This window comes from Streptomyces sp. NPDC055140 (genome assembly GCF_053607285.1).
This window is the reverse complement of sequence record NZ_JBSGTG010000044.1, coordinates 1-24,157: the sequence shown is the minus strand read 5'-3', so window position 1 is coordinate 24,157 and position 24,157 is coordinate 1. Positions and strand designations below refer to the sequence as shown.

General features: G+C 67.9%; 24 protein-coding genes. 15 read left to right on the top strand and 9 right to left on the bottom strand.

What is annotated here, in order from left to right:
• Nucleotides 1-72: 72 nt before the first annotated feature.
• Nucleotides 73-849 carry an HpcH/HpaI aldolase family protein gene (locus tag ACWFR4_RS43265; protein WP_453656951.1) on the bottom strand — a complete coding sequence of 259 codons (777 nt, stop codon included), beginning with the start codon at nt 847-849 and terminating at the stop codon, nt 73-75.
• A gap of 368 nt (nt 850-1,217) precedes the next feature.
• On the opposite strand from ACWFR4_RS43265, the gene ACWFR4_RS43260 reads away from it, so the two are divergent.
• Nucleotides 1,218-2,387: an LLM class flavin-dependent oxidoreductase gene (locus ACWFR4_RS43260; protein ID WP_453656950.1), complete on the top strand. Its 1,170-nt coding sequence runs from the start codon at nt 1,218-1,220 to the stop codon at nt 2,385-2,387.
• 13 nt (nt 2,388-2,400) lie between these two features.
• Nucleotides 2,401-3,141 (top strand): 3,4-dihydroxy-2-butanone-4-phosphate synthase, encoded by a 741-nt coding sequence (locus ACWFR4_RS43255; protein ID WP_453656949.1) that lies wholly within the window; start codon nt 2,401-2,403, stop codon nt 3,139-3,141.
• Nucleotides 3,142-3,196: 55 nt separating this feature from the next.
• Here the strand turns inward: ACWFR4_RS43255 and ACWFR4_RS43250 are convergent, their stop codons facing one another.
• The 3 genes from ACWFR4_RS43250 to ACWFR4_RS43240 all read right to left on the bottom strand — a co-directional run bounded on the left by ACWFR4_RS43250 (nt 3,197) and on the right by ACWFR4_RS43240 (nt 4,913).
• Nucleotides 3,197-3,370 (bottom strand): hypothetical protein, encoded by a 174-nt coding sequence (locus tag ACWFR4_RS43250; RefSeq protein ID WP_453656948.1) that lies wholly within the window; start codon nt 3,368-3,370, stop codon nt 3,197-3,199.
• Between the two features lie 18 nt (nt 3,371-3,388).
• Nucleotides 3,389-4,018 (bottom strand): isochorismatase family cysteine hydrolase, encoded by a 630-nt coding sequence (locus ACWFR4_RS43245; protein ID WP_453656947.1) that lies wholly within the window; start codon nt 4,016-4,018, stop codon nt 3,389-3,391.
• A gap of 544 nt (nt 4,019-4,562) precedes the next feature.
• Nucleotides 4,563-4,913, bottom strand: coding sequence for a hypothetical protein (locus ACWFR4_RS43240; protein WP_453656946.1), 351 nt, complete (start codon nt 4,911-4,913; stop codon nt 4,563-4,565).
• 509 nt (nt 4,914-5,422) lie between these two features.
• Between ACWFR4_RS43240 and ACWFR4_RS43235 the strand changes: the two genes are divergently transcribed.
• The 3 genes from ACWFR4_RS43235 to ACWFR4_RS43225 all read left to right on the top strand — a co-directional run bounded on the left by ACWFR4_RS43235 (nt 5,423) and on the right by ACWFR4_RS43225 (nt 6,466).
• Nucleotides 5,423-5,599, top strand: a complete 177-nt coding sequence (locus ACWFR4_RS43235) for a hypothetical protein (protein ID WP_453656945.1) — start codon at nt 5,423-5,425, stop codon at nt 5,597-5,599.
• A gap of 283 nt (nt 5,600-5,882) precedes the next feature.
• On the top strand, nt 5,883-6,185 hold the full coding sequence (locus tag ACWFR4_RS43230; protein ID WP_453656944.1) for a hypothetical protein: 303 nt from the start codon (nt 5,883-5,885) through the stop codon (nt 6,183-6,185).
• 125 nt (nt 6,186-6,310) lie between these two features.
• Nucleotides 6,311-6,466, top strand: a complete 156-nt coding sequence (locus ACWFR4_RS43225; protein ID WP_453470046.1) for a hypothetical protein — start codon at nt 6,311-6,313, stop codon at nt 6,464-6,466.
• Nucleotides 6,467-6,601: 135 nt separating this feature from the next.
• Here ACWFR4_RS43225 and ACWFR4_RS43220 read toward each other — a convergent pair whose 3' ends face one another.
• Both ACWFR4_RS43220 and ACWFR4_RS43215 read right to left on the bottom strand, forming a co-directional pair.
• Nucleotides 6,602-6,970, bottom strand: coding sequence for a VOC family protein (locus ACWFR4_RS43220; protein ID WP_372561694.1), 369 nt, complete (start codon nt 6,968-6,970; stop codon nt 6,602-6,604).
• Nucleotides 6,971-7,005: 35 nt separating this feature from the next.
• A complete protein-coding gene (locus tag ACWFR4_RS43215) occupies nt 7,006-7,779 on the bottom strand; it encodes an oxidoreductase (RefSeq protein WP_453656943.1) in 774 nt (257 codons plus the stop codon).
• Nucleotides 7,780-7,860: 81 nt separating this feature from the next.
• Between ACWFR4_RS43215 and ACWFR4_RS43210 the strand changes: the two genes are divergently transcribed.
• Nucleotides 7,861-8,433 (top strand): TetR/AcrR family transcriptional regulator, encoded by a 573-nt coding sequence (locus ACWFR4_RS43210; RefSeq protein ID WP_453656942.1) that lies wholly within the window; start codon nt 7,861-7,863, stop codon nt 8,431-8,433.
• Nucleotides 8,434-8,706: 273 nt separating this feature from the next.
• Here the strand turns inward: ACWFR4_RS43210 and ACWFR4_RS43205 are convergent, their stop codons facing one another.
• Nucleotides 8,707-9,297 carry a DUF308 domain-containing protein gene (locus ACWFR4_RS43205; protein ID WP_453656941.1) on the bottom strand — a complete coding sequence of 197 codons (591 nt, stop codon included), beginning with the start codon at nt 9,295-9,297 and terminating at the stop codon, nt 8,707-8,709.
• A gap of 209 nt (nt 9,298-9,506) precedes the next feature.
• Between ACWFR4_RS43205 and ACWFR4_RS43200 the strand changes: the two genes are divergently transcribed.
• Together ACWFR4_RS43200 and ACWFR4_RS43195 are read left to right on the top strand one after the other, a co-directional pair.
• A complete protein-coding gene (locus ACWFR4_RS43200) occupies nt 9,507-10,688 on the top strand; it encodes a sensor histidine kinase (protein ID WP_453656940.1) in 1,182 nt (393 codons plus the stop codon).
• Nucleotides 10,688-11,347 (top strand): response regulator transcription factor, encoded by a 660-nt coding sequence (locus tag ACWFR4_RS43195; protein ID WP_453656939.1) that lies wholly within the window; start codon nt 10,688-10,690, stop codon nt 11,345-11,347. Before ACWFR4_RS43200 ends, ACWFR4_RS43195 begins: the two co-directional genes overlap by 1 nt.
• Before the next feature lie 529 nt (nt 11,348-11,876).
• Here the strand turns inward: ACWFR4_RS43195 and ACWFR4_RS43190 are convergent.
• Nucleotides 11,877-14,039, bottom strand: coding sequence for a zinc ribbon domain-containing protein (locus ACWFR4_RS43190; protein ID WP_453656938.1), 2,163 nt, complete (start codon nt 14,037-14,039; stop codon nt 11,877-11,879).
• Between the two features lie 145 nt (nt 14,040-14,184).
• Here ACWFR4_RS43190 and ACWFR4_RS43185 point away from each other — a divergent pair, with 145 nt between their 5' ends.
• Entirely contained in the window at nt 14,185-14,949 is a 765-nt protein-coding gene (locus tag ACWFR4_RS43185; RefSeq protein ID WP_453470030.1) for a transposase, read from the top strand.
• 53 nt (nt 14,950-15,002) lie between these two features.
• Here ACWFR4_RS43185 and ACWFR4_RS43180 read toward each other — a convergent pair whose 3' ends face one another.
• Nucleotides 15,003-16,007 carry a LacI family DNA-binding transcriptional regulator gene (locus tag ACWFR4_RS43180; RefSeq protein WP_453656982.1) on the bottom strand — a complete coding sequence of 335 codons (1,005 nt, stop codon included), beginning with the start codon at nt 16,005-16,007 and terminating at the stop codon, nt 15,003-15,005.
• A 254-nt stretch (nt 16,008-16,261) separates the two neighbouring features.
• Between ACWFR4_RS43180 and ACWFR4_RS43175 the strand changes: the two genes are divergently transcribed.
• The 6 genes from ACWFR4_RS43175 (at nt 16,262) to ACWFR4_RS43150 (ending at nt 24,065) form a co-directional block, all read left to right on the top strand.
• Entirely contained in the window at nt 16,262-17,188 is a 927-nt protein-coding gene (locus tag ACWFR4_RS43175; RefSeq protein ID WP_453656937.1) for a carbohydrate ABC transporter permease, read from the top strand.
• Nucleotides 17,189-17,193: 5 nt separating this feature from the next.
• Nucleotides 17,194-18,126, top strand: a complete 933-nt coding sequence (locus ACWFR4_RS43170; RefSeq protein WP_453656936.1) for a carbohydrate ABC transporter permease — start codon at nt 17,194-17,196, stop codon at nt 18,124-18,126.
• Nucleotides 18,127-18,191: 65 nt separating this feature from the next.
• Nucleotides 18,192-19,532: an ABC transporter substrate-binding protein gene (locus ACWFR4_RS43165; protein WP_453656981.1), complete on the top strand. Its 1,341-nt coding sequence runs from the start codon at nt 18,192-18,194 to the stop codon at nt 19,530-19,532.
• Between the two features lie 54 nt (nt 19,533-19,586).
• Complete coding sequence (locus tag ACWFR4_RS43160; protein WP_453656935.1) at nt 19,587-21,635, top strand: beta-galactosidase; 2,049 nt, start codon at nt 19,587-19,589, stop codon at nt 21,633-21,635.
• A gap of 58 nt (nt 21,636-21,693) precedes the next feature.
• Nucleotides 21,694-23,724, top strand: a complete 2,031-nt coding sequence (locus ACWFR4_RS43155; protein WP_453656934.1) for an RICIN domain-containing protein — start codon at nt 21,694-21,696, stop codon at nt 23,722-23,724.
• Nucleotides 23,697-24,065 carry a transposase gene (locus ACWFR4_RS43150; protein ID WP_453656933.1) on the top strand — a complete coding sequence of 123 codons (369 nt, stop codon included), beginning with the start codon at nt 23,697-23,699 and terminating at the stop codon, nt 24,063-24,065. Before ACWFR4_RS43155 ends, ACWFR4_RS43150 begins: the two co-directional genes overlap by 28 nt.
• Nucleotides 24,066-24,157: the final 92 nt, after the last annotated feature.

Below are 24,157 nucleotides of genomic sequence, written 5' to 3'. Positions count from 1 at the left end.
TCGCGAGCGATCCGCCGGCACGAGGGCGGGCGTGCCGGTGTACGTGTCGAGTGCTGGTCGGCTGCTGGTCGCCTACCACGAGCCGAGGTGGCCGGCCTCGCGCAGCGCCTGCACCTCGCTGCGTGCGTTGCCGGTGAGCCACCACGTGTCGGCGCCGACCGCCAGGAGGCTGAAGCCGCGCTCGGCGAGCGCCAGGGCCCCGGCGGCGGTGGTGGACGGCATGCCGACCGCAACGCCGTGGGTCGCGGCTGCCTTGCGCACCCGCTCGATGCCCTCGGCGTGCGGTCCGGGTACGGGGTCGTTGCCGGGCGGCAGACCAAGGGTGATAGCCAGGTCGCCGGGGCCGATGTAGACGGCGTCCACGCCGGGGACCGCGGCGATCTCCTCGGCGTGCTCCACGCCGGTCACGGACTCGATCATCACGATGCAGGTTGCGCCCTCGCTCACGGTCTGCGGGTCACGCCCGAAGGTCTGCGAGGCGCGTACAGGACCGAAGCTGCGCCGCCCCTTGGGGTAGATGCGGCACGCCTCGACGGCTTCCCGTGCGTCGTCCGCGGATTCGACCAGCGGGAAGATGACACCGTGGGCGCCGGCGTCGAGCATCCGCCCGGCCGCTCCTGCATCCCGCGACGGCATGCGGACGATGATCCCGGTGCCGGTACGGGCGAGCGCCATCATGGCCGAGAGTAGACGGTCATAGCTCCACAGCCCGTGCTGCGCGTCGAGCCCGATGAAATCGAAGCCCTGAAGTGCGATGACCTCGGCGGCGAACGGAGACCCCGAACTGCACCAGCCGCCGAACAACGGCTCGCATCGTGCGAGGCGGTCCTTGAGGGGGTTACCACTCATCCAAGCCCTCCTGGGGAGTGCACGCGGGCGCCGTCGCCCGCTGTGGCCTGTGTGGGAGTGAGACGCGTCGACCGTAGAACCGGCAACTCCGCGATGTCAACGGTTGCGTTGACGAACGCAAGTTGCCATGACGCCTCGCCCCTCAGCGATCAAATTGCCATTCCACACAGCGTCAAGTCCACGCTGCTACCACAACGGCGACACGCGACAACTATCCTTTATCAACAAGACCGTTGACCGGGATGCGCGTCCCGGATAGCGTGACTTCATCGTGCCACGCATCGGCGGCGGCCGCACCACTGCCGGCCCCGTTCATGGAGATTCGAGCTCAGTTCCACGTCGTGCGAGCGTCCAAAGGAGGCCGCGTCATGACCGCGCAGCAGCAGGAATGCTTCGATCCCATCGCCCAGCCGACCTTCAGGGGCGACAACGCCCTGAAGCTCGGTGTCTTCTGTCTCAACGTCAGTGGCGGCATGATGCTCTCCGGTGCATCCAAGCCCCACCTGGACTGGGACGAGAACGTGGCCGTCGCGAAGACGGCCGACGAAACGGGGTGGGACTTCCTTCTTCCCATCGGCCGCTGGCGCGGGCACGGCGGCAAGTACAACGCCAACGCCGAACAGTACGAATGCTTCACCTGGGCCGCCGCAATCGCCGCCCTCACCAAGCGGATCCAGGTCTTCGCCACCTGCCACGTACCGATCTTCCACCCAACGCTCGTCGCGAAGCTGGGCGCGACCATCGACAACATCAGCGGCGGCCGTTTCGGCCTCAACATCGTCTCGGGCTGGAACGCCGCCGAGTTTGGCATGTTCGGCATCGAACAGCTCGCCCACGACGACCGCTACGCGGCCACCGCCGAGTGGCTCGACATCATCGAGGCGCTCTGGTCCGCACAGTCCCCGTCCGAGGAACTCGACCACAACGGCAAGTTCTACCGCGTCGACAAGGGCTACCTCCAGCCGAAACCCATCCAGCAGCCCCGGCCCGTCGTCATCTCCGCCGGCATGTCGCGCGCCGGGATGGACTTCGCTCTCACCCGCGCCGACTACTGCTTCGTCGGCAGCGACAACTGGGACCTGCTCGAGGAGACGGTACGACGCGCCCGCGCACAGGCCGCAGAGGTGGACCGGCAGCTCAACACCCTGACCTTCTCCACGGTGGTCGTGAAGGACACGGAGGAGGAGGCGAAGCGCTACTTCGAGTGGTACGTCGACGAGTTGGGGGACATGGAGTCCGCGAAGCGGCTGGTGAGCGGCATCATCAGCGGCGGGGCGCGCAGCCTCGACCCGAAGATCGTCGCGAAGCAGGCGCGCGCGTTCGTCGCCGGCTGGGGCGCACTGCCGCTGGTGGGAACGGCGGAGCAGGTCGCCGAGCAGCTGGTACGCATCCACGAGCTCGGCATCAGGGGCGTGGCGATGGGCTGGCTCGACTACACCGAGGGGGTCGACCGTTTCAACGCGGAGGTCATGCCGCTGCTGCACCAAGCGGGCCTGCGCGGCGACGACACACCGGACCCCGCCACCGCTGCGCACTGAAAGGGGCAAACGCATGTCAAGCGTTACCGCTCGGGGCGGACAGGTGCTCCACCCCGCCGTGCCACTGCCGGACCGGCGGAAGCCGTCGGCGAGGAAGAGCTCTCTCCGCGACGGCCACCTCGACCGCATCCGTGAATCCGTCGGCCGCGTCTCGCGCACGGTCGACGAACTGCTCGCCGGCCGCGTCGTCGTGATCGCGGACGAGGCGTCGGGCGCGGGCTTCCTGGCGTTCGCCGCGAGTCGGGCCACGCCGGTCAATGTGGCGTGGGCGGTGCACCATGGCTCCGGCCGTCTCCGCGCCGCGATGTCGCCACAGCGCGCCCGCATGCTGGCTCTCGCGCCGGCGTCGGCGACAGCGCGCGCTCAGCGCCGCCGCCCGCACTTTCCGGTGTCCCTCGACGCAGCGTCCGGCACGTCGGACACCGGATCCGCGGGCGGCATCGCCCGTACCCTCACCCTGCTCGCCGACCCCGCATTCACAGCCGACGACTTCACTCGCCCCGGACATGTCGCGGCCGACTATGCGGAGCCGGGCGGCGTCCTCACCCACCCGCGTGCGGACGAGGCAGTGCTCGACCTCCTGAGCATCGCCGGACTGCCGCTAGTGGGCGTCGTCCGCGCACTCGCAGGAGGGGAAGGGATCCGTGCGTTCTGCGAGGCGCGGGGCACGGCGCTCATCGGCATCCAGGACGTGACCGCCTTCCGCGAACTGACCGAACCGCTCGCGGTCGACTCGCATACCTGGCCGCGTTGAGGGTCTCCCGGACACCGCCCCCTGTCTGCCCTGCCCGGGCGGCCCGATGCCCACGTCAGCGGCCCTGCCCTCGGACGTGAGCATCGAGGCCGCTGCTTAAGTGGTCCTTCGAGCATGCCTGGTATTCACTGTCGGTGAGGGTGAACACCCAGTCCGCCAGGTCGATCGACTCCAGCTCAGCGTGGATGGTGGCTTCGGCCACCGATTCAGCGATGATGCCGTCAGTCATTTTCGATCTCCGTGATCGTCAGGCGGAAAGCTTTTTGACGATCTCGTCGGTCGAGATGACGGCGCTCGCGTACTCCGGCATGTTGAACTGCAGCGACGCATCCATTTCAGCGGCCCCGAAGCTGCCGATGGCGTCCTTCACCACCGTGACCTCGTAGCCGAGCTCGGCGGCGAAACGGACGGTGGATTCGATGCAGGTGTTGGCACGCATGCCGATCACGACGACCTTGCGGACGCCCGTCTTCTTGAGTTGCAGGTCGAGGTCCGTGTTGGCGAATCCACTGGAGAGCCAGTGCTCCTGAGCGACGATGTCGCCGGGGCGCGGCTCGAAATCGGGGTGGAAGGTTCCGCCCCAGGTTCCGTCGGCGAACACGTGCGCCTTCGCGGCGGAGGCCTGGACGGGGGGCATCGTCTTCCAGCAGTTGTACGGGTCCCTTTCACGCCACCGATGGTGCGGGGCGATGAAGACCTGCACGCCGACCGCCCGGGCGGCGGCGAGGACCTGGCGCATGTGATCGACGACGTTGAGCGAGTCGAGAGTCGAGCGAGCGTAGTCGTAGAGCTTGCCGCCCTCCGACAGGAAGTCGTTGTACGGGTCGACGATCAGCAGCCCCGTCAGTCCGGGTTCGTAATTCTTCTCAGATGACATATCAATCACTTTCCATGGCTGTTTGAAGTTCCCGCAGACAGAGGCCAGGTATCAGCCGGAAGGGTGTCTCCGAGACCACCATCAGCCCCGGTGCAGCCCCGCGCCGTACGCAGCCTTCGCGTGGTCCGTCCACGACGTCACCACGCGCAGCCGCCCCCAATGCCGCAGCGCTGGTCGGCTGCCATGACAGTGGGCCTTTGAACTGCCGCTTCTGTCGGCAGGGGTGGAACCATGCCTTCAATGCCGCATTCAACTACGTGGTCACCATGGGCGAAGACGACCATGGGATGGTCGGCTGTCCTGCTTGCGGAACCGACAGCACGGTAGTGGGCGGACTGTCGATAGCTGAGGAGAGGGACACGGAGGCGGCGTTGTGCTTCAACTGCACCGCGGTCTACGAGCGGAACCCGCTTTGGTGAGCGCGGCGCAGACCGACGGGCTCTTCCATCTGCAGAACCCTCGTACGCCAATACCGACCGAAGGAACCACGTGATGACGAACGACCGGCGACAGATCCCCGACGACAAAATCCGGGACGGGGCGATCACGACGACGTCGGCGCGGGCGCTGCCGATCGCGGGGTTCTTCCAGGTCCCTTCACCGGGAGCGCGACCTCGGTGGCGTAGGAGGTGATGGTTCCGATCCCCTTGGGTGCGTCGACGGCGGCCTGCGCGGCGGCGACCGCTTCGGCCGGCTCCCCCGCGACCAGGTCGAGGTCGGGCTTCGGACGGATCAGCGCGATGACCGTCTCGTTCACCGTCATGGGGTGGGAGACACCCGAGCCGCCCGCGCTCTTGGGCATGCCGCCCATCTCCTCCGGCTCGCGGTCCAGGTCGATCGCGGCGGCGGCCAGCGCGTCCTTGGTGAGCAGACGGACCCCTTCTTCAGCCAGCAAGCGGCCACAAGCAGAAAGGCTTCTGCGCACGGCCGATCCCGAAGGAGGACAACGGCGCCGGCGGGGCGCATCATCGCGGACTTCTACCGCCCCAACCGCATCATCGACGGCCCCAACGACGGCTACATCATCAAGGTTTCCTGACGCCACCACGCTTCCGGTCCCCGCTCCAGCGGGTCCGGAAGGTGTCACGCGGGCCAGAACTGCAGGGTGCGGACGTTGCCGTTGACCCTCTCGTTGGCCGCTGCGATCAGTCTCGGCGCACTTCAGCCCAGTTTCGTGCCGTGCGGGCGCACAGCGTAGTTCCCGACTATTGCCCCATTGACCAGTATCTCGACGACACCCCCTGACCGCGTCGTGCGGGCCGTCGAGCAGCTGGTCGGCGGTAGGTTGCCGGGCCGACAGGCCGTGGGCCTTGTTGGCGCTTGCGGTCCTCCTGTGCTGCGGTTGCGGTTGGGTACCCGGTACGGAAGGTACGGAGCCGTTTCTACAGAAGAGGGAGCAGGCCCGTGGATGTGGACCGCGAGGGTGGCGGGCGGGCGATGCTCGCTGGCCTGCTGCACGCCAGCCATCTGATGCCCCTCGAAGCGTTGCCGGACAAGACCGGCGAGCTTGCCCGCGCCGCGGGCTTCACCGACGTGCTCATCTACGTGGCGGATCTGGGGTGCCAGGATTACATCTGCTGACCGGGCCGAACGGGTCGCCGCCGGACACCGATAGGAACATCCGGATCGAAGGCACGGTACCCGGGCGGGCCTACCAGTTCGGCCGTCTCACCTCCTCGTCCCTCAAGGAGGCAGCAGGCATCGACTGGTGGCTGCCTGTGGTGGACGGAACCGAGCGCCTGGGAGTCCTGCGCGTGCGCTCCGTGTACGACGATGCCGGCTGCCTCGCCGCGCTCGTGGCGATGCGGATCGACTCTAAGCGGACCACAGCGACACGCTGGCCCGCCTTACGCGGACCGAGCCCATGAACATCGGGGCCGAGACGGCGTGGAACCTGATGCCGCCGAGTACCTATGCCGACGGGCGGGTCGTGATTTCGGCGTCGTTGGAACCGGCCTACCGGATCAGCGGCGACGTGTACGAGCACGCCCTGGACGGGCCTCTGGCGCATCTGACGATCTTCGATGCCATGAGTCATGACAACGCTGCCAGCCTGTGCGGGGCTCTGGCGCTGGGGGCCTGCCGCAACTCGCGCCGCCAGGGCGCCGACCTCGTCGCCAAGGGCGACTGCGCGGCTCAGCAACTCCCATCCTTCTCGGCACGCTGACACCCTCCTCCGCCAGCGCGCCAACAGGCGCCCTCATAACGCTCAGTTGAAGTGAGAACTCGCAACTCAGCGCTTCAGATCTGCTCACCCAGATTGGTCCGTGACACAAGACCCGCACCGGCTCGGTGACCGTCCCCAGAGGCCACGTAGAGCAGCTGGAAGACGGGACCGAGGTCAAGCTCGGTGGGTGGCTGACCAGCACCAAGGCCAGGCGGGCGAAGCTCACCTCCGTCAAACTCCGGCAGCTGGCCGACCTCGGACTGGAATGGGCGGCGGGGTGATGCTGGCCCGCTTGTTGCGAGCAGCCCCCGTCGCGAGAAGGGTGGACATCCTCGGCCTCAACAGGATCACTGCCAGGACTCGTGGTGCGTTCGTCGAAACAACGCTGGCGCGGTTGTTCGTGCTGGGTTGCCGGGTCAGGCCGATCGGAGACAGAAGGGATGTCCGGCCGGGCTGGCGTACACCCGGGAGCCCTGCTGAGTGGAGGCGACGACATCGTCAGTGGGTCGCAGCCGTCGACCGCCGGCGTCGAGCACCCGTGTGTCCGCGGTCGCCGCGTCGTCGGTGGCTAGGTCGAAGTGCATCTGTTGGGTGGCACCGTCGGGCCACTGCGGCGGTACATGCCCCGGAGCGTGCTGGATCACGATCACGGGGAAGCCGTCGAGCTGGAGAAAGTGGTGCGTGGTCGTCCTCGTGATCGAGCCGCCGAGCAGCCGGTGCCAAAACGAGCTCTCGCTCTCCAGGTCTGCGGCGTCCACGATCAGTGAGGTCAGGCTGAAGGTCATGGTGTCTCTCCTCGAATTGCGTGTCGGGGCGTGGTTCAGATCGTGGGGATGATGCCGCCGTCGACCCGGAACTGGGCGCCGGTGAGCCATCTGGCGCGGGCGGAGGCGAGGAACGCGATCATCTCGGCGACGTCCTCGGGTTCGCCGGGGCGGCCCATCGGCAACTTCAGGTGGTCCACGATCTGCTGCTTGACGTCGTCGATTCCGATGTTCTGGCTGTCGGCCATCTGCTGGAGGTGTTGGGCCGCTCCCTCGGTGACGACGAAGCCCGGCAGAACGCACACCACGCGTACGCCGTGCTCGCCCACCGCCATTGCCAACTCGCGGCTGTAGGCGTTCAGTGCCGCCTTCGATGCGGCGTACGACGCCTCGGCCGGCTGGGGTAGATGACTGGCGATAGAGGAGATGTGCACCACGACGCCGGAACCGCGCTCGACCATCCCGGGAACCAGGGCCCGGTCGAGGCGGACCGCGCTGAGCAGGTTCATCTCCAGGTCAGCGAGCCAGGACGCGTCCGACCGCTCCAGGGTCGGCATCGGTCCGGTCGCGGCTCCGGCGTTGTTGACCAGGACGTCGATGCCTCCGACGCTGTCCACTACCCGTCGGCCGAGTTCCGCCGCCCCCTCCTCAGAGCGCAGGTCGGCGGGAATGAAGGTGGCGGGCAGGTCTTCCGGGGGCGCGGTTCGTGAGGCCGTCAGCACGGTGGCACCGGCTGCGGCGAAGCGACGAGCCGTCGCTTCCCCGAGCCCTCGGCTACCGCCTGTCACCAGCACGCGCAGACCGGCGAACTCTCCGTGCTCGATCGTCATGGGCGTATCCCTTCAGTAAGGTGAACCGGACTCCGGAAACTTTACACACAAGCGGAGTCCGACTCACCTTATGGAGGACCGTTGCCGTCACCACGTCCGTTGCGTGCCGACGCCCGCCGCAACCGCAAAGCCCTCCTGGCCGCAGCACGAGAAGCGTTCCTCGCCGGCGACGACGCCGGTGTGGAGGAGATCGCACGCCGAGCCGGCGTGTCCGTCGGCACCCTCTACCGGCATTTCGAAACGCGCGAAGTGCTCGTGGCGGAGGTGTACCGCCAGGAAGCCGCCGAGCTCTGCGCCACCCCCGCCCGGCTGCTCGCACACCACGCCCCGGACGAAGCACTGCGCGTCTTCCTGCTGCTGCTCGTGGAGCACGCGGCGGTGGGCAAAGGGATGGGTGAGGTGCTGGAGAACATCATGGCGACCGATTCACCGGTCTTCGAAGATGCGCGTGACGAGATGGCCCGCGCGCTCGACGAACTACTCGCCGCAGGCGTCGCAGCCGGCCTCGTCCGTAGTGACGTCGAGGGACGTATCGTCCTGCGCGCCCTCGGCGGCATCTGCGGGATGCGCGCCAAAGGCTGGAAGGATGATGCGCTGCACATCGCCACGCTCCTGTATGACGGCTTGCGCTACGGCGCGGCGAACCACGGCTAGATCGACCGCAACACACCCGAGCGAGGCCATCCGTTGGCCAGAGGGCCTGCGAGGTCTTCAAAATACCTGCGGGTAGCCACCGAATGGTCGCCGAACTCCGCGAGCGCGGCGGCGGCTTCACCTCGTTGCATGAGAGCTGCTGCGGTTCAGGGGCGCCAGGGCTGCGAAGACGATGAGACGGTGGCCGCAGGTCGCAGGATCTCTCCTCAGGTGGTCGTACTTCTGGTGAAGGCACCGCGCCTGCGGGAAAGGCGGTGGCCACGACAGCGACGGTCAGCGCTTTGCGCGTCGGCTGCGGATGCTCAGGACGATGACGGAGACAAGGAACCAGAAGGCACCGAAGGCTGAGTATCCGGCGACGGTGGACAGGCCGCTCGTCGCCGAGGCGGACATGGCAGCAAAGTTGAGGCCGGCGAGGACGGACAGTCCGCCGCTGATGATCATGGGCCACTGGGCGCCGACGGTACGCCGGCGTCGGATCGCTACGACGAGCTGGATCGCCCCCGAGAGCAGGGCCCAGATGCCGAACACGAGGAGGGTCGTTCCGATGGTCGAGAAGACGGCGATGATCATCCCGATGGTGGTGACGAGGCCGAGAGCCACGTTGATGGTGCTGACCTGGTTCGTGGAGCCGGTGCCGGCCACGCGACGCTCGAAGAGCGTGGCGATGACGTCCCACAGGGGGTAGATGACGAGTAGCACGGCCGCGATCACTGTGGGCCTGTCCGTCGACACGAGCGTGGCGGAGGTCGTGAAGACGAATGCCACCCAGATCAGGGAGAAGATGACCCGGATCAGGTAGAGCGATCGGAGCCCGGAGGCCGTCGTCGTTGCCGTGGTGGAAGGTTCGATGGTCTGAGTCACGGGGTGTCCCTTTGTGATCTCGATGGTGTGAGGCGGTTGCCTCGCTGATGAGTCTCGGGGGCCTCGAGGAGGGCCGTGTACTTCGAACGAAGTAGTTCTGCCATCCACATCGATCGAACGAGTTCTGCCGTCTCCCTCGATCAGGAGGTTCGCGCCGTATACATCGTTCGAAGTACACGGCCACAGCACGCGTGAACGAGAATCAGGTCATGGTCAAGGCGCAGAACACTCAAGACGGGTCCGCGGCACCCCTGTGGATCCGCCGCCCCGAGGTGCTGCACCTCGTCGCCTATTCAGTGGCCGCGCTGGTGTTCACCGGTCAGATCGTGGCAGTGGTACTGAGGGGATCGGACTGGCCGACAGCCCTCTCCGTACTGCTCGCCGGTGGCGGTGTCGCCCTCTCATGGTGGAAGCCTTGGGCAGGACTGATCGTGACGAGCGCAGCATCCTTCGCCGTCACAGCGGTCGGCCACGACCCTCTATCGGTGTGGATGATGGCGGTGCTCGTGCTGTTCTCGGTCACCTTCAGGGGAAAGCAGCCGCTGGCCGGAACCGCCATCGTGGCGGCGTTCTTCCTGGGGGCCTTCATGACGCTGGGAGGATTCCGTGGCGGCGCGATCGTGGGAGCCGCCGCCCTCTTCTCGGCCATAGCAGGAGGTGCGACAGGGGGCGCGCTCCGCATCCATCGAGACCACTGGTGGATGCTGGAGGAACGGGCCGAAAGCGCCATCGCCACCCGCGAGATCGAAGCCACCCGACGAGTGACGGAAGAACGACTCCGCATCGCCCGAGACCTCCACGACGTCATCGGCCACCAAGTCGCGATGCTCAGCTTGCATCTCGGTGCTGCGGAGATCGGGCTGCCTGAAGACGCCGAATCGTCGCGGCAGGCCCTCGTCTCAGCCAGGTCCAGCGCCCGCACCGTCGTCGTCGAGACGCAACGGATCCTCGCGCTCCTCCGCCTCGGAGACGACAGCTCCGACGACGAGGCACTCCGGCCGACCCCGGCGCTCAGCGGCCTGGAAGGCCTTATCTCTTCTTTCGAGAGCATCGGCCTCGACATCCAGCCCTCCATCGACATCCCCACCGGCTTCGTGGAGCCCAGCGTCGGCGTGACGGTCTACCGAGTCGTTCAAGAAGCACTAACGAATGCCTATCGGCATGGAGAAGGGACAGCAACGGTGGATGTGCGCGAGCGCGACGGCAGGATCTGCGTCACTGTGGAGAACCGCGTCGGTCATTCACTCCGCGGCCCCGACTCGGGCAGTGGACTCGGACTCGTGGGAATGCGCGAACGCGTCGAGTCCTCCAGCGGGCGACTGACGATCGACGATGACGGCGGACGATTCCGGGTCCGTGCGGAGTTCAGCCCCCAGGGAGCCGTCGTCTGATGACACAAATTCTGATCGTCGATGACCAGGACGACATCAGGGCCGGCATCCGAGCGATGCTCCTGATCGACCCGAGTCTCGTTGTTGCGGGTGATCTCTCCGATGGACTCCAGGCCCTCCCCTTCCTCCGAGACCACCCCGTCGACCTGGTCCTGATGGACATCCGGATGCCCGGCATCGACGGTGTCGAAGCCACCCGACGGATCCGCAAAGAACACCCACCCGAAAAGCTACGCGTGATCGTGCTGACCACTTTCGACCAGGACGACATCGTTCTCGCCGCTCTTCGCGCGGGCGCCAACGGTTTCCTGAGCAAGACCGTGAGCCCTGCTGAACTCGTCGCCGGAATCACCGAGGTCGTTGGCGGTGGGGGTGCACTGTCCGCCGCCGCCACAGCCGCGCTCATCGGTCACATGACCGACAGTCCGCCCCCCGTAATCGACCAGGAACTTCTGCGACGATTCGGCTCTCTGACCCCCAGGGAGCGGGACGTGGTCGTTCTCGTTGCGAGCGGTCTAGGCAACGACGAGATCGCGGCCCAGATGTCCGTGTCGCCGTTCACCGTGAAGACGCATGCGGTGCGGGCCATGACGAAGGTCGGCGCACGTGATCGGGCACAACTCGTCTCATTCACCTTCCGGGCCGGCCTCTACCGTTGAGCCTGCCAAGCAGAACCCCGCATCAGCAGTCACAAGCCGTCCAGGCCCATTTCGACACCTTCTTCACCAGCGCATCGGCGCGGAAGGTGCCCGCACCGGTGGTCATTTCGGCTGAGCAGGCCACCGCGAGGACACCTCTTCACAGCACCCGCCCTTTTGCCCGCGCCTGCCCGGAGCCGTCACCGCTCCCCCGCCCAACTTCCCCATCCCCGTCGGCACCAAGACCATCCGCGCCGCGCTACTGCTCTGTGGAGCCGGTGTCGTTCCACCGTCCGCCGTGATGATCGGTCGTTGGATCAGGATCGGGTGGGCGGCCGGTGCCGCGATCCAGCGGCTGCGGTCGTCGACCTCCCGGCCCCACGAGGCCCCGATCGCATCGATCACCTCACGGTGATCAAGCCACCGGCCACCCGGCTTCGGCATCCGGTCCGGGGGGCAACGGCTCAATCCGGGCCCACTGCACGTCAGCCACCGCCACACCCGAACCAACGACCAGCTGGCTGTTCCAAACAGAACTGCCTAAGAGTCATCACGTAGTGCTGTGATGTCCGCCCGGTGTCTGCACGGAACTGGCGCGCCGGGGTGGCGTGCTGTCCGTGCAGCCGGCTGCTCCGACGTGGGCCTTGTGCCGCTTGACTGCGGGTCGGGTCTCATTCGGGGTTTGTCCGGTACCAGGTGGTGGCATTTCGTCGAGCAGAGGCCCACAGCCGGAGGTGTCCGGCTTCTGGGCTGCCGCGTGGGTGCGGCCCCGGGTGGGGCGGGCACCGCGCTGCGGTTGACTGGACAGGGCCTCTTGCAGCCCTTCATGAAACAAAAGCTGTGTATGGCGCGCCTGGACTATGTCCAGGCGCGCCGTGCTGGGGTCGTCCGGGTCGGTGAGGCCAACGTGGGCGCCGAGAGCGCCGGAGACCATATCCCGGTCGCCGACGAGCCCGCACGAGGTGCAGACATGGATGCGGTCGGAGAGAGTCTTGGTGACCTTCTCGCCGCAGAAGCATGTCTGGGAGAGTTTGGTGGTGAAGGTGGATGCGCGGAGCATCCGCCCGCCGGTCTTCTCACACTCCCGGCTGATGGCAGCTACGAGCCTGCCGGGCGTTGTGGCCTGGAGGGCTTTGCCCCACCTGCGGTACCAGGTGCGGATTTCGCAGTCCTCCACGACGAGGTTGGCGCCGTGGTCGGCGATGATGTCTGCGGCTATCCACCTCGCGCGGTGGTCTTTGGCGGCGGCCGCGGTTGCGGCGGCTTCGGCGAGCCGTGCCCGGTTGAGGCGGTAGCCGGCCGACAGGCGGTCGCGCCGGTACGCCTGCCTCGGCACCCCGGCCTTGTTTGCCGACCTCGCACCGCGGGGCATGTCGACGGCCCGTGCGGGCAGGCCTACGGTCTGGCGCCGTTCGGCCCGGGCCTGCTGGCGTTTCGACGGCCGGTACTGGCCGGGGTTGGCCGCTCGGCGAGAGCGGTCGAGTGCCCTCTTGCGGCCGCGTTCCTTCTGCCGGGTTTTCGCCAGGGCTGCGAGTTCCTCGTCGGACGGCTCGATGCGGGTGGCTTCGACGTCGCCGTCGGCGGGGTCGAAGGTGGCCGGGAAGGAGACAATCGAGAGGTTGGAGACGTTGCCGTCGACCCCGCCGCGCCGCTCGAGTGCGGCCGCCGCCTGGCGGCGGGCCTTCGTCGCCGGTGACGCATAGCTGCCGCAGAGGACCATCAGGTGGGCTTCGTACGCCCACCCGCCCGGCGCGGAGGTATCCCGGCGCCGCACGAGGTCCATCTTGTGCCAGGTCTCGGGGTTGTTCAGGAAGTGCAGCAGGTATGGCCAGCGTCCGGAGCCGGACGGCAAGCGGACGGGAAGGACCAGGTCGCCGCGACTCGAGTCGGCGCCGCCTGTGAAGACGACGGCCAGCGGCCCGGTGTGATCCCACCAGGTTGCTGCCCGCTTCTTCGGGGTGCCCTTCGGTGTTACCTCACCCGTCTCAACACGTCCCGTGGGCCGCACGGGTGTAGGCAGCTGCCGCGGCTGCTCGAGGACCCGCACATCGGGAGGAAGCGGAGCGGCCTGCTCAGGAGTCGTGACCGTACGGTCAAGGCCACGGTGCCGGTAGGCCTCCAGGTGCCCAGCAAGCGTGCCGTGCAGGCGGAACGTCTCCCATTTCCGCTCGGCGGTGTGGGAGCGGGCGCGGCCGGGAATTCGGGTGTAATCCCACCACCGGCCGACCTTCGGCCGGCCGAACCTGCGGCCGGAGGAGTCCGCGAACAGATGCCGGCTCGCCGACGTCTCGAACACCTCGTCTGCCTGGTGCATCACCAGCGCTTTGGTGACGTGATGGGCGAGGTGGCGGGAGTTTTCCATGTGCCGGTAGGCGCGGCGCTCCATCCCCTCCCGGGACAGGCCCAGCTCCAGACGCCACGCCTGCGCGTCCGTAGCCCGGCGCACATCGCCGGCCCAGTACGCGTCGATGGCGTCCCGCGCATCGCGCTGCAATGCCCGCTTGACGGACCACATCGCCGAGTACAGGTCCTCGGTCCGGTGCCGGGTTCCGGGGTCGTGGACGTCGAGCGGCAGGCGGATCACCACAAGTTCGGTGTCCTTCCCCCGCGTCCACCGCTTGCTCTTGTTCTTCCCCCTAAACCGGCGAGCAGGAGAAGCGTCGAAAGCCGGTACATCGGAGGCGGGCACGGGCGCACCCAGTTCTGTGCTCACCGCTGACCCACCTCCCCCTTTTTGCTCATGCCGGACGGCGTGACTTGTCCGCACCGCGGCTGGTGCGGCAACCAACGCCAAAGCTACAAGCCCCCACTGACAACGCACCGTGCTGCGGCAGGACTTCGGGCTCTATGCTCCCTGCATGCGCCTGCGTCTCGCCCGTTGCACCTCGGCCGACCTCCACGCCTGGACCGGCTTGACCGGACCACAAATGCAGCATCTCGTCGGGCAGTTGTGGGACCTCGCACCGGACACTGGTCGTGGCCGGCCCTGGGCGCTCCCGTTCGCCGACCGGGTCCTGCTGGTCGTCCTCTCCTACAGGACCAATCTCACCATGCAGCAGCTCGGCTCCCTGTTCGGCATTTCCCACGCCGCTGTCCACCGGGTCACTACCAGGCTCGCCGAACCGCTCGCGCAGCTTCTCGGGCCGCCGCCAACCGACCGGCGGGAGTTGTGGGTTGTCGATGGCACACTGATCCCCGTCCACGACCAGCGGCGCACCGCGAAGAGCAAAAACTACCGGCGCAGCGTCAACGTACAGGTCGTCTGCCGGGCCCGGGACCGGAGGGTTGTCGCCGTCGGAGACGCGTGGCCGGGCAACCGCAACGACATCGTCGTCTTCCGCGAAACCCTTGCGAAAACGCTGCCCGACCATCCCCGCCTGTCCGGCGACGGCGGCTACCGAGGATTCGACCGCATCCGAACACCCCGCCGCGGCCCCGACGGCCGCATCATCAAAGACCGCACCTACCACCGGTTCCGCAAACGCCGGGCCGTCGCCGAGCACACCATCGCCCGACTCAAAGACCACCAGATCCTGCGTCAGTGCCGACGCCGCGGCGACGCGATCAATCACGCCGTCGCCGGCGTTGCCGCACTCCACAACCTCAAGCTCGACATCGGGTAAACGGGGCACTCTCCGCAGCGGGGTACGTTCCCACCGGCATTACGTGATAGCTCTTAGCCTCGCCCGCCTTCTCGCGACGGCGATCGTCCCGTGCTCTCCCGCACGACCAGCCGTGTCGGCACCAGCGTGGTACCTGGTTCCGCCTCGCCCTGCCGGACCTGGCGCAGTGCGCTCTCCACGCAGCGGCGGCCGACCTCGGCGAAATCCTGGTGGACCGTGGTGAGCGGCGGCTGGAACGAGCCAGAGTCGGGGATGTCGTCGAAGCCGATGACCGAGACGTCCTCGGGGACCCTGCGGCCCCGCTCTTCCAGGGCCCGCAGTAGGCCGAGGGCCATCTGGTCGTTCGCCGCGAACACCGCGGTGCAGTCGCCCTGTTCGGCCAGGCGCAGGCCTGCGCGGTAGCCCGAATCGGCCGACCAGTCGCCGCGCACCAGCGGTGGGACCGCGCGGCCCGCGGCCTCAAGTGCCCTGCGCCACGCGTCTGTTCGGCGCTGTGCGGCGAACGACTCGGAGGGGCCCGCCAGATGCCAGACCGTGCGGTGGCCGAGGTCGAGGAGGTGGCGTACCGCGTCGCGGGTGCCGCCGGCCTGGTCCGTGTCCACCACCGCGTAACGGTCATCGGCGTCCGAGTCCGCGACCACGACCTTCACGTGTGGCGGCAGCGTGAGGCTCGCCGAGTCGAGCAGATGGACCTCCATGATGACGATGACCGCGTCTACCGCCAGTTCGCCGAGGCGCGAGAACGCGCCGCGCACCTCGTCCTGGGTGGGCACCGCGACTGGGAGGAGCGTGACCGCGTAGCCCTCCTGTGCGGCCGAGGTCGCGATGGCCTCCAGCGTGCGCATGTTGCCTGTCGTGGAGAGCGTGAACGTGATCACGCCGATGGTGCGGAAGTCGCCCCGCTTCAGCGCCCGCGCCGCGCTGTTGGGGCGGTAGCCGAGCTCCTTCATCGCGGCGAGGACCCGCTCGCGTGTTTCCTCGTTGACGCCGGGAAAGCCGTTCGAGACGCGGGAGACCGTCTGGGACGAGACACCCGCAACCCGGGCGACGTCGGCCATCGACGCGTTCTGTGTGCGGCGCCGGGCGTCGGTCCTGCCGCGCTCCGGGGCGCTGTGCGTTGCTCCCACCGTTGGCCTCACCAGTCGAGTTGATCGTTCACGGGCGACTCTTGACCGTCCTCTGCGGGGCAGTGTAGACATGCCGCCACCGAATGTTTACGCAAACATAATACCTGTCGGTCGCTTGCGCGCCGGAATGTTTACGCAACCATCCGAGCACCATCCGCGAGGCACGTACGAGCGAGGGACGCGAGATGACGACGCTGCAACCGCCGGCCGCCGCAAGGCCACGACCGGCCGGGCCACCGGTACGCAGGGCGCGCCGCTCGTGGACGGGGTGGGGGTTCATCGGCCCCTTCGTGCTCGTCTTCGCCCTGGTCTTCCTGGCGCCGCTCGCATACTCGGTCTATCTGAGCCTGTTTCGCACACAACTCATCGGCGGCACCACCTTCGTGGGCCTGGACAACTACCAACAGGCCTTGCAAGACGGCAAGTTCTGGGAGGGAGTCTTCCGCGTCGGACTGTTTCTGCTGATCCAGGTGCCGATCATGCTCGGCATCGCCTTGCTCGTCGCCCTCGCGATCGACAGCGGCCGCCTCTACGGCAAGGACTTCTTCCGGATCACCGTCTTCCTGCCCTACGCGGTACCCGCCGTCGTCGCGACCCTCATGTGGGGCTTCATGTACGGCACCCGCTACGGCTTGGTCGGCGACGTCAACGACGCGTTCGGCGTGAAGCTGCCCGACCCGCTCTCCGCCGACCTGGTCCTCGCGTCCATCGGCAACATCGTGACCTGGGAGTTCGTCGGCTACAACATGCTGATCTTCTTCGCCGCGCTGCGCGTCGTACCGCACTCACTGTACGAGGCGGCCCAGATCGACGGCGCCGGACAGTGGCGCGTCATCACGGCCATCAAGCTCCCCGCGATCCGCGGCGCCCTCGTCATCGCCACGATCTTCTCGATCATCGGCAGCTTCCAGCTCTTCAACGAGCCCGCCATCCTCCAGAAGCTCGCGCCGAACGCGATCACCACCGACTACACCCCGAACTTCTACACGTACTCGCTGTCCTTCGCGGGCCAGCAGCAGAACTACTCCGCGACGGTCGCCATCGTCATGGGCGTGATCACGATGATCGTCGCCTACGTGGTCCAGCTGCGCGGCATGCGCAAGGGAGCGTGAGCGCGATGACCACCACCACCGACTCCGTGCGGCCGGCGGCACCGCTGAAGTCCGTCGCCCCGCGCCTGCGTTCACCGCGCCGCCGGATACCCGGCCGCCCCCGGCGCAGCGTCCTGCTGACCGTGCTCACCGGCGTGGTCCTCGTCTACAGTCTGCTGCCGCTCGTGTGGCTCCTGATCAGTGCCACCAAGTCCCAGCAGGGCCTGGCCCGTTCGTTCGGCCTGTGGTTCGACGGGAACTTCGACCTCTGGCACAACATCGGCGAGACCTTCACGTATCAGGACGGCGTCTTCGGCCGCTGGCTCCTCAACACCCTCCTGTACGTGGTGGTGGGCGCGGGCGGCGCCACCTTCCTCGCGGTCCTGGGCGGATACGCGCTCGCCAAGTTCGCCTTCCCCGGCAAGCGGGCCGTGTTCGCCGTCGTCATCGGGGCGGTCGCGGTGCCGGGCACGGCCCTTGCCGTCCCCACGTTCCTGATGTTCAGCAAGATGGGGCTCACCGACACCCCGTGGGCCGTCATCATCCCGTCGCTGATCTCGCCGTTCGGCCTCTATCTGATGTGGGTGTTCGCCACCGAGGCGATCCCCACCGAGCTGATGGAGGCCGCCCGCATCGACGGCGCGAGTGAGCTGCGTACCTTCTTCCAGGTCGCCCTGCCGCTGCTCGCGCCCGGCACCGTCACCGTCCTGCTCTTCACCACGGTCGCGACCTGGAACAACTACTTCCTGCCGTTGATCATGCTGAAGGACCCCGACTGGTATCCGCTCACGCTCGGCCTGGACTCCTGGAACAAGCAGGCGCAGACGGCCGGCGGCGAGGCCATACCCCACCTGGTGCTCACCGGCTCTCTGCTCACCATCGTGCCGCTGATCGCCGCGTTCCTGCTGCTCCAGAAGTACTGGCAGTCCGGGCTCTCCGCCGGAAGCGTCAAGGAGTAGGCGCAGCACCGCAGTTCACACCCCGTACACCCTCTGTAGGACCACGAAGAAGTGGAAGCATGCCCATGCCCAAGAACTCACGCCGCCTGCTGCGCGGCATAGGTCTCCTCTGCGCCCTCGCCCTCGGGGCCACCGCCTGCGGCGGCTCCGACAACGACACCTCGAGTGACAAGCAGGTCAGTTCGGCCGACATCCAGTCGGCCCTGAAGAAGGGCGGCACCGTCACGGTGTGGGCGTGGGAGCCCACCCTGAAGCAGGTCGCCGCCGACTTCGAGAAGAAGTACCCGAAGGTCGACATCAAGCTGGTCAACGCGGGCACCAACAACGACCAGTACAAGGCTCTGTCGAATGCGATCTCGGCGAAGAAGGGCGTCCCGGACGTCGCGCAGATCGAGTACTACGCGCTCGGCCAGTACGCCCTGACGAAGCAGATCACCGACCTCAAGGCGTACGGCGCCGAGAAGCTGGCGGACTCGTACTCGCCCGGGCCCTGGAACTCGGTGCAGTCCGGCGCCGGCGTCTACGGCCTGCCCATGGACTCCGGCCCGATGGCGCTCTTCTACAACACGAAGGTCTTCGACAAGTACAAGATCGCCGTCCCGACGACCTGGGACGAGTACGTCGAGGCCGCCCGCAAGCTGCACAAGGCCGACCCGAAGGCGTACATAACCAGCGACGTCGGCGACGCGGGCCTGACCACCAGCCTGCTGTGGCAGGCCGGTTCGCACCCGTACAAGGTCGACGGCACCAAGGTCGGCATCGACTTCACCGACGCGGGCGCGAAGAAGTACACCGACACCTGGCAGAAGCTGATCGACGAGAAGCTCGTCTCGCCCGTCACGGCCTGGACCGATGACTGGTACAAGGGCCTCGGCGACGGCACTATCGCCACGCTGGCCACAGGCGCCTGGATGCCCGCCAACTTCGCCTCCGGCGTGAAGGGCGCCTCCGGCGACTGGCGCGTCGCCCCCATGCCGCAGTGGGAGAAGGGCGCGAACACCAGCTCCGAGAACGGCGGCAGCTCGCTCGCGCTGCCCGAGCTCGGCAAGAACAAGGAACTCGCCTACGCGTTCGTCGAGTACGCCAACTCCGGTGCGGGCGTGCAGACCCGCATCAAGAACGGCGCGTTCCCCGCGACGACGAAGGACCTGAACTCCTCGTCGTTCCAGAACACCGAGTTCCCGTACTTCGGCGGCCAGAAGGCCAACAAGGTGTTCGCCGAGTCCGCGAAGAGTGTGCCCACCGACTGGAAGTACCTGCCGTACCAGGTGTACTCCAACTCGATCTTCAACGACACCGTCGGCAAGGCATACGTCTCCTCGACCAAGCTCACCGCCGGGCTGAAGTCCTGGCAGGACGCGTCCGTCAAGTACGGCACCGAGCAGGGCTTCACCGTCGAGAAGTAGCCCGTCGCCTCCCGCGACCGCACCTCTGGAAGACCGCTCCCCGAAAGGACGCGCATGACCGCCCCCCTCACCTCCCGTTTCCCGTACGCGAAGGGCTCGGACGGCACCCGGCGCCTCGGCTACGGAGCCGACTACAACCCCGAGCAGTGGTCACGGGAGGTGTGGGCGGACGACATCCGGCTGATGCGTGAGGCCGGGGTGAACGTCGTCTCCCTCGCCATCTTCTCCTGGGCGCGGCTGCAACCCACCACCGACACCTGGGACTTCGGCTGGCTCGACGAGATCATGGACCTGCTGCACGCGGGCGGCATCGGCGTCGACCTGGCCACCGCCACCGCGTCGCCGCCGCCGTGGCTGACCGCCGCGCACCCGGAGATCCTGCCGGTGACCGCGAGCGGCGAAACACTGTGGCCGGGCGCCCGGCAGCACTGGCGGCCCACCTCGCCCGTCTTCCGCGAGCACGCCCTGAACCTCGTCCGCCGCCTGGCGTCCCGCTACGCCGACCACCCGGCCCTGGTCGCCTGGCACGTCAACAACGAGCTGGGCTGCCACAACGTCTACGACTACTCCGACGACGCCGCCCGCGCCTTCCGGACGTGGCTGCGCCGCCGCTACACCACGCTCGACGCCCTCAACAACGCCTGGGGGACGGCCTTCTGGTCCCAGCGCTACAGCGACTGGGAGCAGCTACTGCCACCGCGGCTCGCCGCCTCGCACCCGAACCCGACCCAGCAGCTCGACTTCAAGCGCTTCTCGTCGGACGCGCTCAAGGACCACCTGCTCGCCGAGCGAGAGATCCTGCGCGAGCTCACCCCGGACACGCCGGTCACCACCAACTTCATGGTGATGCCGGGCACCAAGGGCATGGACTACGCGGACTGGGCGGACGAGGTCGACTTCGTAGCCAACGACCACTACGTCACCCCCGGACCGCAGGACCGCGACGAGCTCTCCTTCTCCGCCAACCTCAGCAGCGGCATCGCTGGACACCGCCCCTGGTTCCTGATGGAGCACTCCACCAGCGCCGTGAACTGGCAGCCCGTCAACCCACCGAAGACCCCGGGAGAATTGGCCCGCGACTCGCTCCTGCACGTCGCGCACGGCGCCGACGCCGTCTGCTTCTTCCAGTGGCGTCAGTCGGCGGCCGGAGCCGAGAAATACCACTCGGCGATGGTCCCGCACGCCGGAGCCGACAGTGAACTCTTCCGCTCCGTCGTCGAGCTGGGCCGCACCCTCGACGCGCTCGCCCCCATCGCGGGCAGCGAGCGCGAACCCGCCCGTGTGGCGATCCTCTTCGACTGGGACTCCTGGTGGGCCGGCGAGCAGGACTCCCACCCGACCTCCCGCCTCGACTACCACCGCGAGGCCCTCGACTGGTACTCGGCGCTGCTTCGTCTCGGCCACCGCTCCGACGTGGTGCCCGCCCACCGCACCGACCTGTCCGCGTACGACGTCGTCATCGCGCCCGTCCTGCACGTGGTGCCACAGCCTCTCGCCAAGGAACTCACCCGGTACGTCGAGGGTGGCGGCCACCTCGTCACCACGTACTTCTCCGCGATCGTCGACGAGAACGACCACGTCTGGCTCGGCGGCTACCCGGGCGCGCTGCGCGACGTCCTCGGCATCCGCATCGAGGAGTTCGGGCCACTGCTCGACGGCGACACCGTCGAGCTGGACAACGGCACCACCGGCAGCCTGTGGACCGACCGGATCTCCGTCACCGGCACGGACGTCGAGGTCCTGGCGGGCTACCGCACCGGCACGTACGCGTCGCGCCCTGCCGTCACCCGGCGCGGCACGGGCCGTGGCTCGGCCACGTACGTGTCCACCCGGCTCGGCGTCGACGGGCTGACCGTGCTGCTGCCCGAGCTGCTCTCCCCCGCCGGAGTGACCAGCGAACTCCCGGAAGACACACGGGGGTTGGTGGAGCACGCCGTACGACGCGACACGGAGTACCGCTATCTGTTCCTGGTCAACCGGAGCGACGAGCAGGTGGCACTGCCGGGTCTGACCGGTGACGTGCTCGTCGCGCCGCGGACCGAGGGCGACAGCCTCGTCCTGGCGCCCCGCCAGGTCGCCGTCCTGCGGCAGTCCGCCTCCTGAATCCACCCGCTCTCGCACCACCGACACCCCACCCACACAACGACATTGGGAGCACACGTTGGCGCGCTTGACCCGCAGACGGTTCATCGGCATCGCCGCGGCCACGGCCGCGGCCGCAGGAACCCAGCTCTCAGCCGCACCGCTCGTCGCCGCGGCGGCCGGCGCGACGGTCACGGTCACCCCCGACCCCTCGTACCGGCAGGAGCGGTTCGAGGGGTGGGGCACCAGCCTGGTCTGGTTCGCGAACGCGACCGGGCACTACCCGGACGAGATCCGCGAGCGGATAGCCGACCTCGTCTTCGGCCGTGACGGCCTCGCCCTGAACATCGCCCGCTACAACATAGGCGGCGGCAACGCCCCCGACGTACCGGACTACTTGAGGCCGGGCGGCGCCGTTGAAGGCTGGTGGAAGGCGCCCGAGGGCACCACCCGCACCGACACCGACTGGTGGGACCCCGACAACGGGGACCACTGGAACGGGGACGCCGACGCCACCCAGCGCTGGTGGGTGGACCGGATCAAGAAGGACATCACCCACTGGGAAACGTTCTCCAACTCGCCGCCGTACTTCATGACGGTCAGCGGCTATGTCTCCGGCGGCTTCGACGCGTCGAGAGACCAGCTGAAGGAGGCGTCCGTCGACGACTTCGCCACCTATCTGGCCGGGGCGACGCGGCGCCTGGAGAAGGCGCACGGCATCAAGGTGAAGACCGTCGACCCGTGCAACGAGCCCAACACCAGTTACTGGGGTACGAAGTTGGGCGCCGACGGGAATCCGACCGGTGGCCGTCAGGAGGGCTGTCACATCGGCCCCGCCCTCCAGCAGAAGATCGTGCCCGCGCTGCACGCCGCGCTCAAGAAGGCGCGGACGACGGCGGCCGTCTCGGCGATGGACGAGACCAACCCGACGACCTTCGCCACGAACTGGACCAGCTACCCGGCCGACGTGAAGAGCCACGTCGCCCAGATGAACGTCCACACGTACGGCACCGGCGGCCGGACCTCCGTCCGCGACCTCGCCAAGGCCGACGGCAAGCCGCTGTGGATGAGCGAGGTCGAGGGAGACTGGGGCGACGGCCAGTCCTTCACCGACATGCGGCCCGGACTCGGGCTCGCCCAGCACATCGTCGACGACCTGCGCGAACTGGAGCCCAGCGCCTGGGTGTTCTGGCAGCCCGTCGAGGACTGGGACAACATGAAGCCCGGCGGGGAATCCGCCAAGGGAGGCAACTGGGGCGAAATCCAGGTCTCCTTCAGCGCCGGCCCCGACGACACCCTGGAGACCTGCCCGGTCCACACGAACACGAAGTTCGACACCGCCCGGAACTTCACCCACTACATCCGTCCCGGCGACCACCTCATCAAGACCGACGACACGAGCAGCACCGCGGCCGTCACCCGTGGCGGCAACGGCGCCACCGTCGTCCACGTCAACAGCACCACGTCCTCCCGCACGGTGACGCTCGACCTGTCGAAGTTCGCGACCGTACGCCAGGGCGCGACCATCACCCCGGTCGTGACCAGCACGGACGGCAAGCTGGCCGAGCAGCCGCCGGTCGCGGTGACGGGCCGTACGGCCACGTTCACGGTGCCCGCGCAGTCGGTGACCACGTTCGTGATCAAGGGCGTGTCCGGGGTCACGAAGGACGCCGCGACGCTGCGCAAGGGACGAACGTACGAGCTGACCGGCGTGCAGAGCGGCAAGGACCTCACCGTCGCCGACGGCGGCAGCACACTCGTCATCGAGTCGGGGACGGGCACGGCCGGTCAGCGGTGGCGGCTCGCGCAGATCAGCGGTGAAGGACCGGCGAACCGCAGACGGCACATCTTCACCAGCGCCGCCGACGGCAGGCGGCTGGCCGTCCGCGACGGTGCGCCGGTCATCGAACCCGACACAGACGAGCGGGACGCGGCCGCGCAATGGATCCTGTCGACGACGGGCGACGGCACGTACACGCTCGTCAACGCCGGTACGGGCCGCCTCCTCGAGGTCGGCGGACAGGCCACGCACGAGGGCGCGCCCGTCGGGACCTGGCAGCCCAACTCCGGTTCCAATCAGCGGTGGAAGGTCACCGACGTGACGTCCTGAGGACCGCGTCGGCGCGCTCCACGGCCTCGTGCCGTGGAGCGCGTCCCTCGCGGGGTCCGCTGTTGCCACCTGCTCCCGAGCGGCGCCTACGCCATCCGGGACGGTTGCACGTTCCCGACCGGGCAGCGCTGGCCGACGTGATGTATGTGGTGCGAACCGGTGTGACCTGGCGGGACGTTCCCGCGGAGAGAGTGGGCTGCTCCGGAGTGACGGCGTGGCGCCGACCTGCTGGATCTGGACGACTGCGCCGTGGACGGCGCACAGGTCCGGGTCCTCGAAGGGGGAGCATGTCGGCCCCGCGCCGGTCGACCGCGCCCACCCCGGCTCCAAGCACCATCTAATGGTGACTCACGGGGCCGGTGAAACCTGAAGCACCACCGGGTCTGGAACCCTGTGATCAGACGGGTTCACCGGCCCCGTCATTGTGGTGGTG